Source organism: Pedobacter sp. AC190, assembly GCF_979258025.1.
The window spans coordinates 3463321-3478942 of sequence record NZ_OZ409824.1; the positions used below are offsets into that span (position 1 = coordinate 3463321).

General features: G+C 34.5%; 15 protein-coding genes. 2 read left to right on the top strand and 13 right to left on the bottom strand.

The features are described from left to right. Window positions 1-67: 67 nt before the first annotated feature. The 13 genes from ACZZZI_RS15260 to ACZZZI_RS15320 form a co-directional block, all read right to left on the bottom strand. A complete protein-coding gene (locus tag ACZZZI_RS15260) occupies window positions 68-1966 on the bottom strand; it encodes a 7TM diverse intracellular signaling domain-containing protein (protein WP_463489912.1) in 1899 nt (632 codons plus the stop codon). Window positions 1967-2014: 48 nt separating this feature from the next. Then, window positions 2015-3340 carry a HAMP domain-containing sensor histidine kinase gene (locus tag ACZZZI_RS15265; protein WP_463489913.1) on the bottom strand — a complete coding sequence of 442 codons (1326 nt, stop codon included), beginning with the start codon at window positions 3338-3340 and terminating at the stop codon, window positions 2015-2017. Between the two features lie 128 nt (window positions 3341-3468). Continuing rightward, the gene (locus tag ACZZZI_RS15270; protein ID WP_424057607.1) at window positions 3469-4146 is read right to left on the bottom strand and encodes a response regulator transcription factor; all 678 of its coding nucleotides are present in this window, start codon (window positions 4144-4146) and stop codon (window positions 3469-3471) included. A gap of 103 nt (window positions 4147-4249) precedes the next feature. Further along, the gene (locus ACZZZI_RS15275; protein WP_344767206.1) at window positions 4250-5440 is read right to left on the bottom strand and encodes an aspartate aminotransferase family protein; all 1191 of its coding nucleotides are present in this window, start codon (window positions 5438-5440) and stop codon (window positions 4250-4252) included. Between the two features lie 69 nt (window positions 5441-5509). Beyond that, window positions 5510-5944, bottom strand: coding sequence for a hypothetical protein (locus ACZZZI_RS15280; RefSeq protein WP_316756785.1), 435 nt, complete (start codon window positions 5942-5944; stop codon window positions 5510-5512). Window positions 5945-5956: 12 nt separating this feature from the next. Further along, entirely contained in the window at window positions 5957-6607 is a 651-nt protein-coding gene (locus tag ACZZZI_RS15285; protein ID WP_463489914.1) for a hypothetical protein, read from the bottom strand. A 33-nt stretch (window positions 6608-6640) separates the two neighbouring features. Continuing rightward, window positions 6641-7201 carry an RNA polymerase sigma factor gene (locus ACZZZI_RS15290; protein ID WP_463489915.1) on the bottom strand — a complete coding sequence of 187 codons (561 nt, stop codon included), beginning with the start codon at window positions 7199-7201 and terminating at the stop codon, window positions 6641-6643. A gap of 380 nt (window positions 7202-7581) precedes the next feature. Beyond that, complete coding sequence (locus tag ACZZZI_RS15295; RefSeq protein WP_029274068.1) at window positions 7582-8538, bottom strand: transketolase family protein; 957 nt, start codon at window positions 8536-8538, stop codon at window positions 7582-7584. 87 nt (window positions 8539-8625) lie between these two features. Further along, window positions 8626-9471, bottom strand: a complete 846-nt coding sequence (locus ACZZZI_RS15300) for a transketolase (RefSeq protein WP_316756796.1) — start codon at window positions 9469-9471, stop codon at window positions 8626-8628. 57 nt (window positions 9472-9528) lie between these two features. Then, the gene (gene bcp, locus ACZZZI_RS15305; RefSeq protein WP_316756798.1) at window positions 9529-9993 is read right to left on the bottom strand and encodes a thioredoxin-dependent thiol peroxidase; all 465 of its coding nucleotides are present in this window, start codon (window positions 9991-9993) and stop codon (window positions 9529-9531) included. Window positions 9994-10080: 87 nt separating this feature from the next. Next, on the bottom strand, window positions 10081-11814 hold the full coding sequence (locus ACZZZI_RS15310; protein ID WP_463489916.1) for a M23 family metallopeptidase: 1734 nt from the start codon (window positions 11812-11814) through the stop codon (window positions 10081-10083). A 5-nt stretch (window positions 11815-11819) separates the two neighbouring features. Beyond that, window positions 11820-12431 (bottom strand): fumarylacetoacetate hydrolase family protein, encoded by a 612-nt coding sequence (locus ACZZZI_RS15315; protein WP_463489917.1) that lies wholly within the window; start codon window positions 12429-12431, stop codon window positions 11820-11822. 70 nt (window positions 12432-12501) lie between these two features. Beyond that, on the bottom strand, window positions 12502-13029 hold the full coding sequence (locus ACZZZI_RS15320) for a T9SS type A sorting domain-containing protein (protein WP_316756805.1): 528 nt from the start codon (window positions 13027-13029) through the stop codon (window positions 12502-12504). Between the two features lie 264 nt (window positions 13030-13293). Between ACZZZI_RS15320 and ACZZZI_RS15325 the strand changes: the two genes are divergently transcribed. Continuing rightward, window positions 13294-15273 carry a KUP/HAK/KT family potassium transporter gene (locus tag ACZZZI_RS15325; protein WP_316756807.1) on the top strand — a complete coding sequence of 660 codons (1980 nt, stop codon included), beginning with the start codon at window positions 13294-13296 and terminating at the stop codon, window positions 15271-15273. After that, window positions 15273-15431, top strand: coding sequence for a hypothetical protein (locus ACZZZI_RS15330; RefSeq protein WP_344767195.1), 159 nt, complete (start codon window positions 15273-15275; stop codon window positions 15429-15431). Before ACZZZI_RS15325 ends, ACZZZI_RS15330 begins: the two co-directional genes overlap by 1 nt. The last annotated feature ends 191 nt before the right edge of the window (window positions 15432-15622 follow it).

A 15622-nucleotide genomic window follows, 5' to 3' on the forward strand; every position in this document is an offset into this window, starting at 1 on the left:
AGTACCTATGGTATTATCTTGAAAAAAAGTTTTAATACAACGTTATTGTGACCTAATAAAGGTTTAATTATTCGATTACAAGCTGACTCCAGCCGTTTTTCCCTGTTTTTTTAAGCGTTTTTTTTCTGTCTTCCATCACTTTCTTAATTCTGGCTCCAAATGTCCAGCAAGTGCTTTGCCTTATAGAAAGAATTTCAGAAAGCTTATGTGAAGAGATTTTTCCCTTTGAAGAATAGATTAGAAAAATCATATAGAATGCTTTGTTGATTGGAATTCGTGTACCATGAAAAATAGTATAGGTAGTTACCGATTCTTCATAACCACATTTACTGCAACGTCTGCTATTTAAAATATGACCATTGAAATAATGATCGTTACTGCATCTTCTACAATGGTAACCATTACTCCATTTCAATTCTGCTAAAAAATTGTAGCATGCTTCTTTATCTGGATATATTTTGCTGAACTCTTCAAAATCAACTTCAGTATTCATAACCCGATCTCTGGTTACTTTCTCTACATTCTCCTGCAGTTCTTCATTGTCTTGCGCTAACAAAGCATTCATTCTCGATATTTCTTCAGCCTGTTTTTGCAATAACGTATTTACTTCTTCGAGTGCCTGATTTTTGCTTTCGATAATTAATGATTTATGATAAACCTCTCTGGTTCGTTCTTCAACCTTAGTCTCCAGTTCTCGGTTAATGGTATCTTTTAATGTTGCATTAACAACCATTTGTCGAATCATTTTTTGTTGCGCTTTATCCTTGGTTGTTTTTAATATTCGAACTTTATCTCCGATGGCAAATGAGAGGAAAATCATTTCCAGTATAAAACAAAAATTAAGGCTGTAATAAGTAATCACGCCAAAATTTAACCAGCTCACCCCAAGCATAATTAAAAATTTAAGCATGAAACCCGCAAATAAAAAGCTGTAACCAAGTACAAAAAAGCGAGCAGGTTTATAACCTTTTTTATAAATATAAATTCCAGTAAAAAAAGCTACTGATAAAGGTATTGCTTCGATAAATTTATAGCTAAATAAATTTTGATTAAACAGATAGCAGTAAGCGAAGAAGATTAATCTTGCCAGGATTACCCCAAAAATTAATTTGTTAATTTTTGGGGCTTTTGTTTGAATGAGCAAAAGTTCTTTAGTAAAAAGCAGAGCAAAAATGCTGGTAGCACAAAGTGCAAAAGCATAAGCTACCTGATTCCAGGCAGGTGCATTTGGCCAAAAATATTGGTAAGCAATCCCATCGTTACTCGTTTCGAAAAAACCAACACTAAGGTTGTATAAAACATAGTATAAATACTGTTTCTGCCTAATTGCGATATACATAATCAGGTTATAGAAACTGAAAACTAAAATCATCCCATTAAAAATGCCGAAATAAAAATATTCATCTAAAGCATAAGAAATAAACCATTCAGCACTCCTTAATACAATAATTATATCTGATATCTGCGACGATTTTATTTTGAAATAATAAGTTTTTACGGTTGTCCCATCATTCTGAATAGGGATTTCGAAGTTTTTATGGTGAATAAGTCTTTTATTAAACGGCTGTGCATCGCCCAGATTTTCAGTTTTATAACTTCCATCACTTTGTGGAATATAAACGGTCATCTGATCGATCGTCTGATCAAAGAATTCGAGCAAAAAGGGCTTGTTAGCCAATTCATTTTGCTTTATTTTAATTTTAAACCAATAGGTTTTATTAAGTTTTTTAGTTTGAGGTGTGCTGCTAATGCTGGCCTTAAACTTCCCGTCAAAAGAATTGCTTCTTATATGCTCAAAAGAATATTGGTCAGCATTGTCTTCGAGTACTTCAATTTCTTTAAAAGTGAAAATATGCTGTGGAATGGAATCGTGTATTTCTACAACTTTTTGAGCTTTTAATTCAGCACTGAATAGAACTATAAAACTTATGGTAAAGAGAAATAAACTTCTGAAAAATAGTTTCATCGACATAAACCACAAAGTTACAAATTTGTAACTATCCGATTATCATCACTAAATCAGACTATTTTCTTTAGGAAAGATTAAAGTTATGCTGGTTCCTTTATGCTCTTCAGAGTGGATCTCGATTTCAATTTTATGAAATTTGGCTATACTTTGTACAATAGCTAAACCTAAACCAAAACCATGTTCTTCGGTATTGCCACGCTTAAAACGATCAAAAGCATTTTCTAGCAGCTCCTGACTCATCCCTGGCCCATTATCACTAATAGTTAGTTTGTAATGGTGATTTTTAAGCTCCCCAATAACCTTGATTTCGCCATTTTCATTATTGTACTTTATGGCATTATTTATTATGTTGATGAGTAAAGTATGTATAAGCGCTTTATTTCCTGTAAAATGATAATTTGATTTCAAATCGAGCTGGTAATTCAGGTTTTTGTCAGCCATTCGATCTTCTAAATCTTCATATATGTCCTGAAGCTCTTCATTTAAGCTAATTTCTTCTGTTTTTAAATACTGGTTGTTTTCAACTTTAGAGATTAACAGTAAACTATTAATGATAAATTTTAAGCGATTTAAAGTTTTCAAAGAAGCGAAAATTTTATTCTCATGTTCAACAGGTATTCCTTGCGTGTTAAGCATATTTTCAAATCTTGTACTTAGAATTGATATAGGTGTTAATAATTCGTGCGAAACGTTAGCGATAAACTGCTTTTCTAATGCAAAAAGTGTGTTGATTTTACGCATTAGCGAATTAATACTATTATCTAAAATTTTAAAATCATCCGTATTTGTAGGAATATTTTGATAATTATAATGCGATGGGTCGTTAACTTTATTAAGTTTTTTATCAATAATTAAATAAAATGGTTTTAGTAAAAAATTGGTAAAAGCAAGATCTGTAAGTAGGGTTATTACTAAAGCACCAACAAGCACTATTAGCATGTAAAACCGAATAGAGTTTTTAATGCCCTGCAAGGCAGTCATACTCTCTCCAAGTTCGAGTTTATACCAATTTTGGCGGTAATTGAATTTATAGTTTAGTATTCTGTAAAATTCAATATCGCCCTCAATTTCCCTTTTTTCAGTGATAATCCTGGCTGATGAATCTTTTTGATTATCGGGAATGTCAGTTAAAATAATAAACTCTTCCTTTAAGATATTATAATCGGTAAAACTTGGTTCGTTGCTTAAAAGGCTATCTATTTCTCCATCGCTTAAATGCTCAATTATTTTTCCTTTTTTTTTGAGTAAACGGTTGTCGAGTTGGTTGTAGGCAAGTCTATCGAGTGAAAACAATATAATAGCGCCCAAAACCACTATAATTGCAATTTTGGTAATGGCATTATAAAGTGAAAACTTTACCTGTAACTTCATTTTTTACGGATGATGTTATATGTTAAATTGAATGTTGCGTTTGTTTCGCCTTGGGCGGATGATTGGGATGATTTTAAAATTAAGAAATTGATTTCCTTTAGGCTTTCTGTTTTTAGATATTTAGCTAACTAGCAGTTAATCCGATAACCAATGCTTCTTACCGTTTCAAACCAATCGGTAGGGTTTACAGCCGATAATTTTTTTCGAAGATTTTTAACATGTACATCAACAAAATTAGAATCTGAATTCACTTCTAAAATATCGCCCCAAACATGCTCGGTTAAGCTCATTCTCGAAACCACTCGATTTTTGTTGAGTACTAAGTAGTTGAAAATTTCGAATTCTTTTTTAGTTAAGTTTAATCTTTCATCTGCAAAAGAAACCGTTCTGTTCTGAATGTTTAGTAAAAAACCATGAATATCAACTTCGTTTTTCTCTAGTTTATGTTTTCTACGGATAATGGCGTGCATACGTGCCAAAAGTTCGTTTAAAGAAAATGGTTTTGGTAAATAATCATCTGCACCTTCATCTAAACCTTTAATTCGGTCATCTACAGCACTTCTTGCGGTTAAAATAATTACCGCGTCATCTCTGTCTTTCAAAGATTTTAGCTGTTTTAAAACTTCAAAACCATCACCATCAGGTAAGCCCAAGTCAAGTAAAATAAAATCGTAACTGTTTACAAAAATTTTCTCTTCTGCCGATGCTTTTTTCCAGGCATGCTCAATAATGAAACCTTCATTGCTCAGAAATTCATCCATTTCAAGCGCAAGGCTTTTCTCATCTTCAACTATCAGTACGTTCATTTTAGTATCGAATATTAGGTAGCTAGTATCAAGACAAATTGCAAAAGCTTCTGGTATTGACCTTCATGGTTTGCTTTAATCTCTCCGCTTTCGTTTTTCAGCTTTAACCAACAACTAAGTTAATATTTTTTAAAATGATACGGCACGCTTCTTCGATTTCTTCTTTAACAATAATTAAAGGCGGGGCAATACGCATAGAGTTACTGCAATGTAAAAACCAATCAGATAAAATGCCATCTAAAATACAGGCATCGATAATTTTTTTATTGATTTCAAAACTTTCGAACTCAACGGCAAGCATCAAACCTCTTCCTCTTATTTCTTTTATTGCAGGATGAACAAGCAATTGCTTAAAAAGCTGTCCTTTTTCTTCAACTTCATCAACAATATGGTGATCAACTAAAGTTCTTAAAGTTGCCAAACCTGCTGCACAACAAACTGGATGACCACCAAAAGTTGTCATGTGACCAAGAATGGGGCTATGAGAAAGTACAGACATAATTTCTAAAGAGCTTATGAAAGCACCGATTGGCATTCCACCACCAATACCTTTGGCTAAAAGTAAAACATCAGGAATTACGTTATAATGCTCGAAAGCAAACATTTTACCACTTCTGCCAAAACCAGATTGTATTTCATCAAAAATTAACAGCGTTTTGGTTTCATTGCATTTTGCTCTTAACGCCTGCATGTACTCCAAGTCAGCAACCCTAATTCCAGCCTCACCTTGAATAGGTTCGATAAAAACAGCCGCTATTTCTTCAGTTATTTTATCCAGATCATCAATATTGTTATGCTGGATAAAACTTACGTTAGGTAAAAAAGGTCCATAACCAGAAGAATAGAAATCGCTTTCCATTAAACTTTCGGCACCTTGCGTACTACCGTGATAAGCATTTTTACAAGCGATAAAACCCTTTCTTCCTGTATAACGTTTCGCTAGCTTCATGGCGCCTTCAACAGCTTCAGTACCCGAATTTAAAAAGTAGGTACAGTTTAAACTTTTTGGTAAAATATCAGCGAGTGCTTTAGCAAAATTAACCTGTGGTGTTTGAACATATTCGCCATAAACCATTAGATGCATATAAGTTTGAGCTTGCTCTTGTATAGCTTTAACCACCGCAGGGTGGCAGTGACCAACATTGCTTACGCCAATTCCTGCAATTAAATCGATGTGTTTTTTACCTGCAGCATCATAAATATAAATTCCTTTGGCTTTTACAAATTCGAGCATTAATGGTTCTGGTGATGTTTGTGCATTATGTTGCAGAAACAACTGGCGCTGTGTTAACATGGTACAAAAGTACGGAAATGAAGGTTGCTTTAAAATAAAAAAGACCTGCATCGCTGCAAGTCTTTCATTTTACTGTTTATCTTTAAAACGGTTAAGCAGCTCTCGCTTAAAGGCTTCTTGCGCTCTGTAGTATTTGCCAATAATTTTAATAGGCAATACCGCTTTAAATCTATTGTAGTATTTCTTTTCGATGTTTAAATCACGCTGCCTGAAATCGAACTCACTTGTAATTAAAGTTTGAATTTGTGCATCACTTAAATTATCAATTTCTGCAACCTTTCTAAAAGAAATCATCTTTTGAAAACGTTCTTTTCTAATTGCATTCTGTTCTGCCTGCATATCATTATATATAGGCCAGAATACTTTTGCTTCTTCAGCTGATAAATCTAATTTTGTTGTGAAAAATGCGATTTTTAGTGCTTCTATTTCTTCTCCTCTTGGTTTTTGAGCCCAAATTATCGAAGGTAACATGAACATTAAAACGGCAAAAAATAACTTCTTCATTTTTATTAATTTTTATAATTCCTGAGCCAAATCACTCGACGAATAATTGTTCAGGATGTAGTTTTCCACTTCTGTATCTGAAGCAGAAGTCGTTTTTGTATTTGATATGTTTTGAGCTTCTAAATGGTCTATAATTGTACTTTCGTCGATATCATAAAGCATTTGTTCGTTTGCAAAATCTGCAGATTGTAACTGAGCCGCTGGAATATTTGCAACTTCGTTATTCTGGTAGAAATAAACTCCGAAAGAAGATATAAGCACAAAACAAGCAGCACTTGCATATTTAACAAAACTGCGTTTCCATAGCGGTATAATTCTAGCTTCTTTCTTTGGTTCTTCGGCAGCAATTTTACTCGTAATTCTGCTTTGTAAGGTTTCGAAGTAATTTTCTGGTACCGCAAAGCTCTTTTCACGCTGAATAATTTGCTCCAAAGCAATTTTGGTTTCAATTCTTTCTGTTAATTCTTCGAAATAATTTTGAGGAACTTCAAAAGCATTTTCAAATGTTTTTTGTTTCAGGTTATCTAAAAAGATTTTGCTGAAAACTTCCTCTTCACAATTGTCGAAATATCCAGTAGGAACGGCGAAGGGATTACGTCTGCCCATTGCGGCAAGGGTAGGCGCTTCGTTAATCCAATCGTTATTTTCTAAATTTTCATTCATCACAGATATATGATACAATTAAAGTGAAAAGGTTTAATAGTCTATCTCATCATTTGTAATAAAAGCTTCAATTTTTTTTGCCGCGATGTGAAATGACGCTTTTAAAGCACCAACCGATGTTCCTAAAACTTCAGAAATTTCTTCATATTTCATATCATCAAAATATTTCATATTGAAAATAATCCGCTGTTTCTCGGGAAGTGTAAGAATCGCTTTTTGCAATTTAATCTCAAGCTTATCGCCGTTAAAATAAGAAGAGGCAACAAGGTTATCAGCCAATTCAGATGATACTTCATCTAATGGCATATTGTTTTTTTGCTTTTGCTTGTTAAGGAATGTGATCGATTCGTTTGTAGCTATGCGATAAATCCAGGTATATAACTGAGAATCACTTCTGAATTTATCAAGATTTTTCCAAACCTTAACAAAAACTTCTTGAATTAGATCATCACAATCATCATGATTTAAAACCAAACGACGTATGTGCCAATAAATTTTTTGCTGATATTTTTTTAAAAGCAAGTTAAATGCCTCGTTTCGAGTTTTCTCGACAGCAAACTTTGCAAGAATTTCGGCATCTTCAACTTGTTTCATTAATAGGGTTTTAATTTTCGGCCATTTTTAAAAACCGTTTAACAAAAAGCTCATTATATTTTTAGAAAATGTAAGTTCGTGTTTCTTAGGTTTGTGCAGCCCTGCTTTTCGTTACAAGTCCGCTCCCTAGAAAATCGGGATTGCGGGCTTTTCACTTCAATCAGGTTTATTAACTGCGGTTTGTGCAAAAACACTAAACGCAAAACGTAGTTTGTACAGAAATGTTGTTTCTAAACCCGACAGAAGCGACAGCCCTTTAATTGATTTTTATCAATTGCAGGCTACAGCGAATGGCGGGACAAATTTGCCAAATACTTCTGTACGCTCATTTTCAAATAATAAACGCCCAGTAAATTTAATAGGCGTTTATTATCGATTTATTATTTCTTTCTGCCAATAACTTTTTGAACAGCTTCAACAATGTTTACCGCATCTAAGCCGTATTTAGACATTAATTGATCTGGTGTTCCGCTTTCGCCAAAAGTGTCGTTAGTTGCTACAAATTCTTGTGGTGTAGGTAATTCTGTAGTTAATAAACGAGCAACACTTTCGCCTAAACCGCCAAATTTATTGTGCTCTTCGCAGGTTACCACGCAGCCGGTTTTTTTAACTGATTTTAAGATTGCTTCGTCATCTAAAGGTTTAATTGTGTGGATGTTGATAATCTCTGCATCGATACCTAACTCTGCTAATTTTTCTCCAGCTTCGATTGCTTTCCAAACCATGTGGCCAGTCGCAATAATCGTTACATCGGTTCCTTCGTTAACCATCCATGCCTTACCAATCTCGAATTTTTGATCAGGATCTGTAAACACTGGGATTACTGGGCGACCAAAACGTAAGTAAACAGGACCTTCATACTCAGCAATTGCCATTGTTGCAGCTTTAGTTTGGTTGTAATCGCATGGATTAATAACCACCATTCCTGGCAACATTTTCATTAAGCCTATATCTTCTAAAATCTGGTGAGTTGCACCATCTTCGCCCAAAGTTAGGCCAGCATGAGATGCACAGATTTTAACGTTTTTGTTTGAATAAGCTACCGATTGACGAATCTGATCGTAAACACGACCAGTAGAAAAGTTAGCAAAAGTACCTGTAAAAGGAATTTTACCACCAATGGTCATACCCGCTGCGATACCGATCATATTTGCTTCTGCAATACCAACCTGAGTAAAACGCTCAGGAAAATCTTTAATAAAAGCATCCATTTTAAGCGATCCAACTAAATCGGCGCATAATGCAACTACGTTTTCGTTTTTCTTGCCTGCTTCATGTAAGCCAGCACCGAATCCCGAACGTGTATCTTTTTTCTCTGTGTATGTATATTTTTTCACAATTTCTTAATTTATTGTTTTCGTTTCTGTTCTTCGTTGTAATCATTTGCCTTTCAGCTTTAAACTTTAAACGCTAAACTTTCAACTTTAATAATCCCCTAATGTTTCTGGTAATTGTGCCAAAGCTGCTGCCAATTGTTCATCATTTGGAGCTGTACCATGCCATTTGTGTGTACCCATCATATAATCTACACCAGCACCCATTTGTGTGCTCATTAAGTTTAAGATTGGTTTACCTTTACCAGTTAAGGTTTTAGCATAATGTAAGCCTTCAACAATAGCTTGCATGTCATTTCCGTCGGTATTGATTACATGCCATCCAAAAGCTTCAAATTTTGCTTGTAAATCATCTAAAGCAAGAACCTTACTGGTTGGTCCATCAATTTGCTGTCCGTTATAATCAACTGAAGCAATTAAATGATCAACTTTATTGAAAGGCGCAAACATAGCCGCTTCCCAGTTTTGTCCTTCTTGTAACTCTCCATCGCCCAATAAGGCAAAAATGTAAGATTTATCGCCGTTTAACTTTTTAGCTAATGCAGCTCCGATGGCAACAGACAAACCTTGACCTAATGAACCTGAAGCGATGCGGATTCCTGGCAAGTGCTCATGTGTAGTTGGGTGGCCTTGCAATCTCGAATCCAACTTACGGAAAGTTGCCAATTCACTTTTATCGAAATAACCAGCATGCGCTAGTGTACTGTACCATACTGGAGAAATGTGTCCGTTTGAAAGGAAAAACAAATCTTCCCCTTTACCTTCCATCGTGAAGTCCGTTTTGTGGTTCAATACTTCAAAATATAAAGCGGTAAAAAAATCTGTACATCCTAGCGAAGCGCCCGGGTGACCAGATTGACATCCGTGAACCATTCTTACGATATCTCTTCTAATTTGAGAGGCAATATCTTCTAGCTCTTTAATTGTATGTTTCATTAAAATATGAGGTTGTTGTTACATAGCAAAGTTAATATTTTACTTGCTATATCATAATTAGTTATTGATTAAATCGAGTACTTGTTGTGTGGCATTTTTAGTGTCAACTTTTTTAACGATGTGCGAAATTTTTCCTTCGCCATCAATAATAAAAGTGGTACGGACGGTACCCATATATTTTTTACCGTACATGTTTTTCTCTGCCCATACACCATAATCATTTACAATTTTTTGGTCGGTATCGGCTAGTAATGTAAATGGTAAGTTATGCTTGGTTACAAATTTTTGATGGGATTTTTCGTCATCAACACTTACGCCTAAAACTACAATTCCTTTTGCCTGCAAACCTTGATAGTTATCTCTGAAATCGCAGGCTTCAGCTGTACATCCAGGCGTATCATCTTTCGGGTAAAAGTAAAGAACAACCGTTTTTCCTTTATAATCGTTTAAAGAAACTAATGCGCCATTTTGATCTTTAGATGTAATTTCAGGTGCTAAATCACCTTCTTGTAACTCTGCCATATATAAATGATTGAATTTTGAATAATAAAATGATTGATGTGCAATTTAACAATATAACCTATGATACGGTTTAGTAATTGCCTCAAATTATCTGAAAAATGACACAGAATAGCGTTTGGTATTATCTTTCAGATCTGCAACAACCAGTTCCAACGTATGTTTACCAGGGGTTGTACGCTCATCAAAGCTATGCCAAAGTGTTGCTGTTTTTGTATCAAATTCCATTAAAACCCATTTTCCATCTAAGTAGCCGTTAAAACTTTTTACGCCAGAAAGGTTATCGCTGATTTTGAAAAATATTTTAGATAAACCAGCCATGTTTTTTCCCTCTGAAATATTAACAGGGACTATTCGTGGAGCAATTGTATCTATAGCGATGTAAAAACTACCGAAATTTTTTGGTGTTGCCTTTATATAGCCATCGTCAAAACTTCCACCTTGTGATGAGCCATTGGTGTTAACGATAAGTGCCTTTGCTCTTAGTTCTTCTGGAACATGATCTGCTTTTATCCATAAATTGAAACCTGTATGAAGCGGTGTATAACGGTTGTGAATCTGATGTGCTGCAGACCAAGAGTTGCCAGCAGGTTTTGGAAGTTTTTTATAAGCAAAGTTTAAATCACTATATAAAGTTCCTAAAGGGAGAAGAACTTTTATTTCATCGCTATTAAATTCGTTAACCTTATTGTAGGGATAAATTATACCAGGTGCCACAACTGGCGATGCGATAGGGGCATTGCCTGCATTAACTATAAATTGCAAAATAGAGGCATTGCCTTTCGAATCGGTAATGGTGTAACGCAGTTCATGACGTTGGCCATCATTGAAATTTATATGCCCGCGGTTAACTAAATTGCTATATATTTTTAAAGGATTACCAGGCTCGACAAAGCTTTTTTGTATGCTCCTTTTGGTATTTAAAAAGGTAGGATAATCGATGTGTGCGTTAATGCCTTTACTATCTTCGAAAGCAAATCTTTCCAAGGCTGAAATGTAGATTATTTTTCCATCCAGTTCTAACTGGATCGAATAAACGCCATTTGTGCCCGATAAACCATTATGTTTATCAGTTGCTACAATGCCAAAACCAACTTCACCAGTTAAATTAATAGGTGCAATTGCCTTATAATTCCCACTTGCCCCAGAAATTGGGATTGCTTGCTTAGCTGTGTTTTCATTAAACACTTTTCCATTTAGATGGTAAGTGTACAAACTGTAAATTACGGGAGGAATATTGTCTGGAATGTCAATTCCGAAAAATTGAGGATTAATGGTCTCCTCGGTTTTTGTATCTCTGATTTCGAAATGTAAGTGTGGGCCTCCAGAACTGCCGCGGTTTCCAGACCAAGCAATCACTTCGCCTTTGCGAACAGGAATCAGAGTTTCATTCGGGAATTCGTCAATTTCAAATGACTTCTTTTCATACTCTAGGTTTTTGACAATCGTTGCGATTTTTGGCGCAAAGCGTTGTAAATGTCCATAAACAGAAGTATATCCGTTAGGGTGAATAATGTAAAGCGCTTGTCCGAAACCACTATTTTGTACTCTTAATCTCGATATATAGCCATCTGCGATAGCATAAACAGGGTAACCTTCTCTCTGATTGGTTCTAAAATCAATACCCGAATGAAAGTGATTTGCCCTGATTTCTCCAAAAGAGCCTGCAAGGGCAGGGGGTGTAATATCTAAAGGCTGACGGAAATAAGTTAACGGATATTTATTATTGCTGAATATTTGCTGAGCAAAAGTTTGACTTACTGAAATTAAAAAACAAAAAAGAGTAACGTAATACTTAAAATTAAAACCTGATTTTATTTGCATTCGATTTATTTTACATCAAAATTTAAAAGTTGTTTGCCTTCTAACCAGGCTTCTAGCTTATCGCCTTTATTCGCTTTGCCAACACCTTCAGGCGTGCCAGTAAAAATAAGGTCGCCTTTTTTTAAAGTGATGTATTGAGAAACAAAACTTATAATCTTCTCGAACGAGAACAGTAAATCTTTAGTATAACCATTCTGGCGTTGCTCGCCATTAACCTTCAATTCGAAATTTAAATTATATAAATCTTCGAAATCTGTTTTTGGTAAAAATATACTTACAGGCGCAGAACTATCAAATGCTTTAGCAAGTTCCCAGGGCAAGCCTTTTTCTTTATGCTTGCTTTGAATATCACGAGCGGTGAAGTCAATGCCTAAGCCAATTTCATCATAATAATTTGATGCAAATTTTTCTGCAATGTGCTTGCCTTCTTTGCATACTTTTAAAACAACTTCAAGTTCGTAATGAACGTCGGTTGAAAAATCGGGGTGGTAAAAGGGTTTATTGTCTTTTAAAAGTGCAGTATCGGGTTTTAAGAATATTACTGGAGTTGTTGGAACAGGATTGTTTAACTCTTTTGCATGTTCGGCATAATTACGGCCAATGGCTATTATCTTCATATAAATAAATTATAGTAATAGATTAGATTTGAAAAATCTCAATCATTCAAAAATAGAAAAGAAAACGGTGTTATAAAACTGAGATTCGTTTTACCTGAGTTTCTGCGCCTGCTGCAACTTTTAAAAAGTAGATGCCTGCATTTAGACGGCTGGGAATTGCAAAGCTTTTAGTTTGCTCGCCAGCATTTAGGCGTTCGTTAGCCAAAGTAACTACTTCGTTTCCTAAAAGATCAATAATTTTAATATTTACTGGCGTATCTCTGTTTAAAGAAATAATGATATTTAACTGGTCTTCTACTGGATTTGGATAGATTTTAACAATTGTTAGAAGTTTATCTTTAGTCGCTACAGTTGTACTTTTATTAGTTGCAGAATAAGTACCAAACATACTACCACCGTTAATTGACATATACAGTGGTTTATACGGCTGAATATTGGCTTTAATTTCAGGAATTTTGCTTGTTTTTTTAGCTCTTGTTTTAAGGCTAATGCGAATGCTATCAGATTGTTGAGCCCAAGAATTTATGCCGCAAAACATTGCTATGCACAAAATGCAGGCAAGTTTTAAAAGAAGCGTTATCTTTGGGTAGAGTTTCATCAAATTATGTAGCAAATGTATCAATTTAAAACAAAGAAATTAAACATTTTGTTCAAAAGCGATAATTTAACACAATTTAACAATAAATTTTGTTTTTTTACGTATGCACATATTTTCTTTCTCGAAAAAACGTTTTAGCTGGCCTATTTCGTGTTTTTTTAGTATATATTAAAATTGCAATTATATAGTGTTTAAAATACACAATAAATTGGTTGTTAAATTGTTATAGTTAGTTTACTTTTGCCGCACTAAAAAATTAACAAAGTGTCAAATAATAAGAATGTAAATGCGTTAACCGCAGGCGGGGTTTTAATAAGTTTAGGTATCGTTTTCGGAGATATCGGTACTTCGCCCTTATACACCTTGAATGCAATTTTTACGGCTATTTTAGGGGTTAAGCATGGATTGGTTACAGATCCTGGTTCGATAACCAATGATATCGTACTGGGCGTACTTTCTTGTATCATTTGGACCCTTACTTTACAAACAACCATCAAATATGTTATTATCACTTTAAGAGCTGATAATAAAGGTGAGGGGGGTATTTTCTCTTTATTCTCTTTAGTAAGAAAAAAAGCTAAATGGCTAATTGTTCCTGCTGTGGTGGGTGGTTGTGCACTTCTGGCTGATGGTGTTATTACACCAAGTATTACTGTAACATCTGCAATTGAGGGTTTAACCAATAAATTTGATGTTCCTGTTGTACCTGTTGTAATTGCAATTTTAACCTTATTGTTTATTATTCAGCAATTCGGAACCAATTTGGTTGGTAAACTTTTTGGTCCTGTAATGTTTGTTTGGTTTACTGTTTTAGGTGTTGCAGGGGTATTGTTCATTGTTAAAGATTTAAGCATTTTACGTGCGCTTAATCCTTACTACGCCATTCACTTATTGGTTACCAACAGTAAAGCCTTTGTTATATTAGGTGGCGTATTTCTTTGTACAACAGGGGCAGAAGCATTGTATTCAGACCTTGGACATTGTGGAAGAAATAATATTAGAATCAGCTGGATTTTCGTTAAAGTAACTTTGATTTTGAATTATTTAGGGCAAGGTGTTTGGATCTTGCAAAACGAAGGTACTTTTATTCCTAGTTCTAAAATGAATCCTTTCTTTCAGATTATTTCTAGTCAGTTTCAGATTCCGATGGTTATTCTGGCAACTATGGCTGCGGTAATTGCCAGTCAGGCTTTAATTAGTGGTTCGTTTACGTTAATATCTGAAGCGGTTCGTTTGAACCTTTGGCCAAAAATTAAAATTGTTTATCCATCACTCTCGAAAGGACAACTTTATGTTCCATCCATTAATTGGATGCTTTGGTTGGGCTGTTGTAGTATTGTTTTTTTCTGGAAAGAATCTTCGAAAATGGATGCCGCCTACGGGCTTTCCATTACAATTGCGATGTTGATGACAACAATTTTGGTTAGTGTTTATTTAAGAAGTAAGCGTTTTCCAAAGTATTTAATTGCCATTTTTATTTCAGTTTACGTTGTAATCGAAGGTACATTTCTATTCAGTAACCTACACAAATTTTCAGAAGGTGGCTGGTTAACGGTTTTAATTGGTTCGGTACTTTTTACCGTGATGTGGAGCTGGTTTGTAGCCAGAAAAATTAAAAATCGTTTCGTTAAGTATGTCGAGATTGAAGATTATTATGATATTTTAAGTGAGCTGAGCGCCGATGAAACGGTGCCGAAATATTCATCTCAATTGGTTTATTTAACAAGTGCAAACTTCAAAACGGAAATAGAATCTAAAATTATTTACTCTATTATTCAGAAAGAGCCAAAACGTGCCGATGTTTATTGGTTGGTGCACGTTGATGTAATGGATGAGCCTTATACATTAGATTATAAGGTTGAATTCTTAATTCCAGGGAAGTTAATTCGTATCGATTTTAAATTAGGTTTCAGAATTGAGCAAAGAGTAAACTTACTATACCGTAAGGTAGTTGAAGAGCTAGTTAGAAATGGTGAAGTAGATATTACCAGTCAATATACTTCTTTAAATAAACATAAAATTGCAGGCGATTTCCGTTTTGTTCTTTTAGAAAAACATTTATCTAAATTCACTAAACTGAGTTTATACGAGCGTACTATAATGGATTATTATTTTATCCTTAAAAAATTGAGCTTATCTGAAGAGCGAAGTTTTGGTTTGGATAGTAGCTATGTTGACGTAGAGAAAGTTCCTTTAATTTTCGTTACGCCTGATGATATTGAGTTACATAGATTACCTGTATAATGGGACGAAATATTTTAATAATATTAGCAATAGTATTGTTTATTGCTGGTCCAGCAGCAAAGGTTAATGGCTTAGCTCATAGCGAATACTATCTTATACTTTCAGGAGTTGGATTAATTATTTTAACCGTATTTGTGTTTAAAAAGAAAAAGGTTTAGAATTTATTAAACTCATCATTCCCATCGTATTTGCAAGATCTTTTATCTATCGGTTGGTGTCTCACCGACCGAAACGATTTTACATTCAGGTTTTTGGGCAAAAGCCTTTGTTTATAAACCCGATAGAGCAAAATAGTCCGCAATGAGGTACGAATGAGGACTATTAGCAATAGCGGGACTACAGTCCGCCA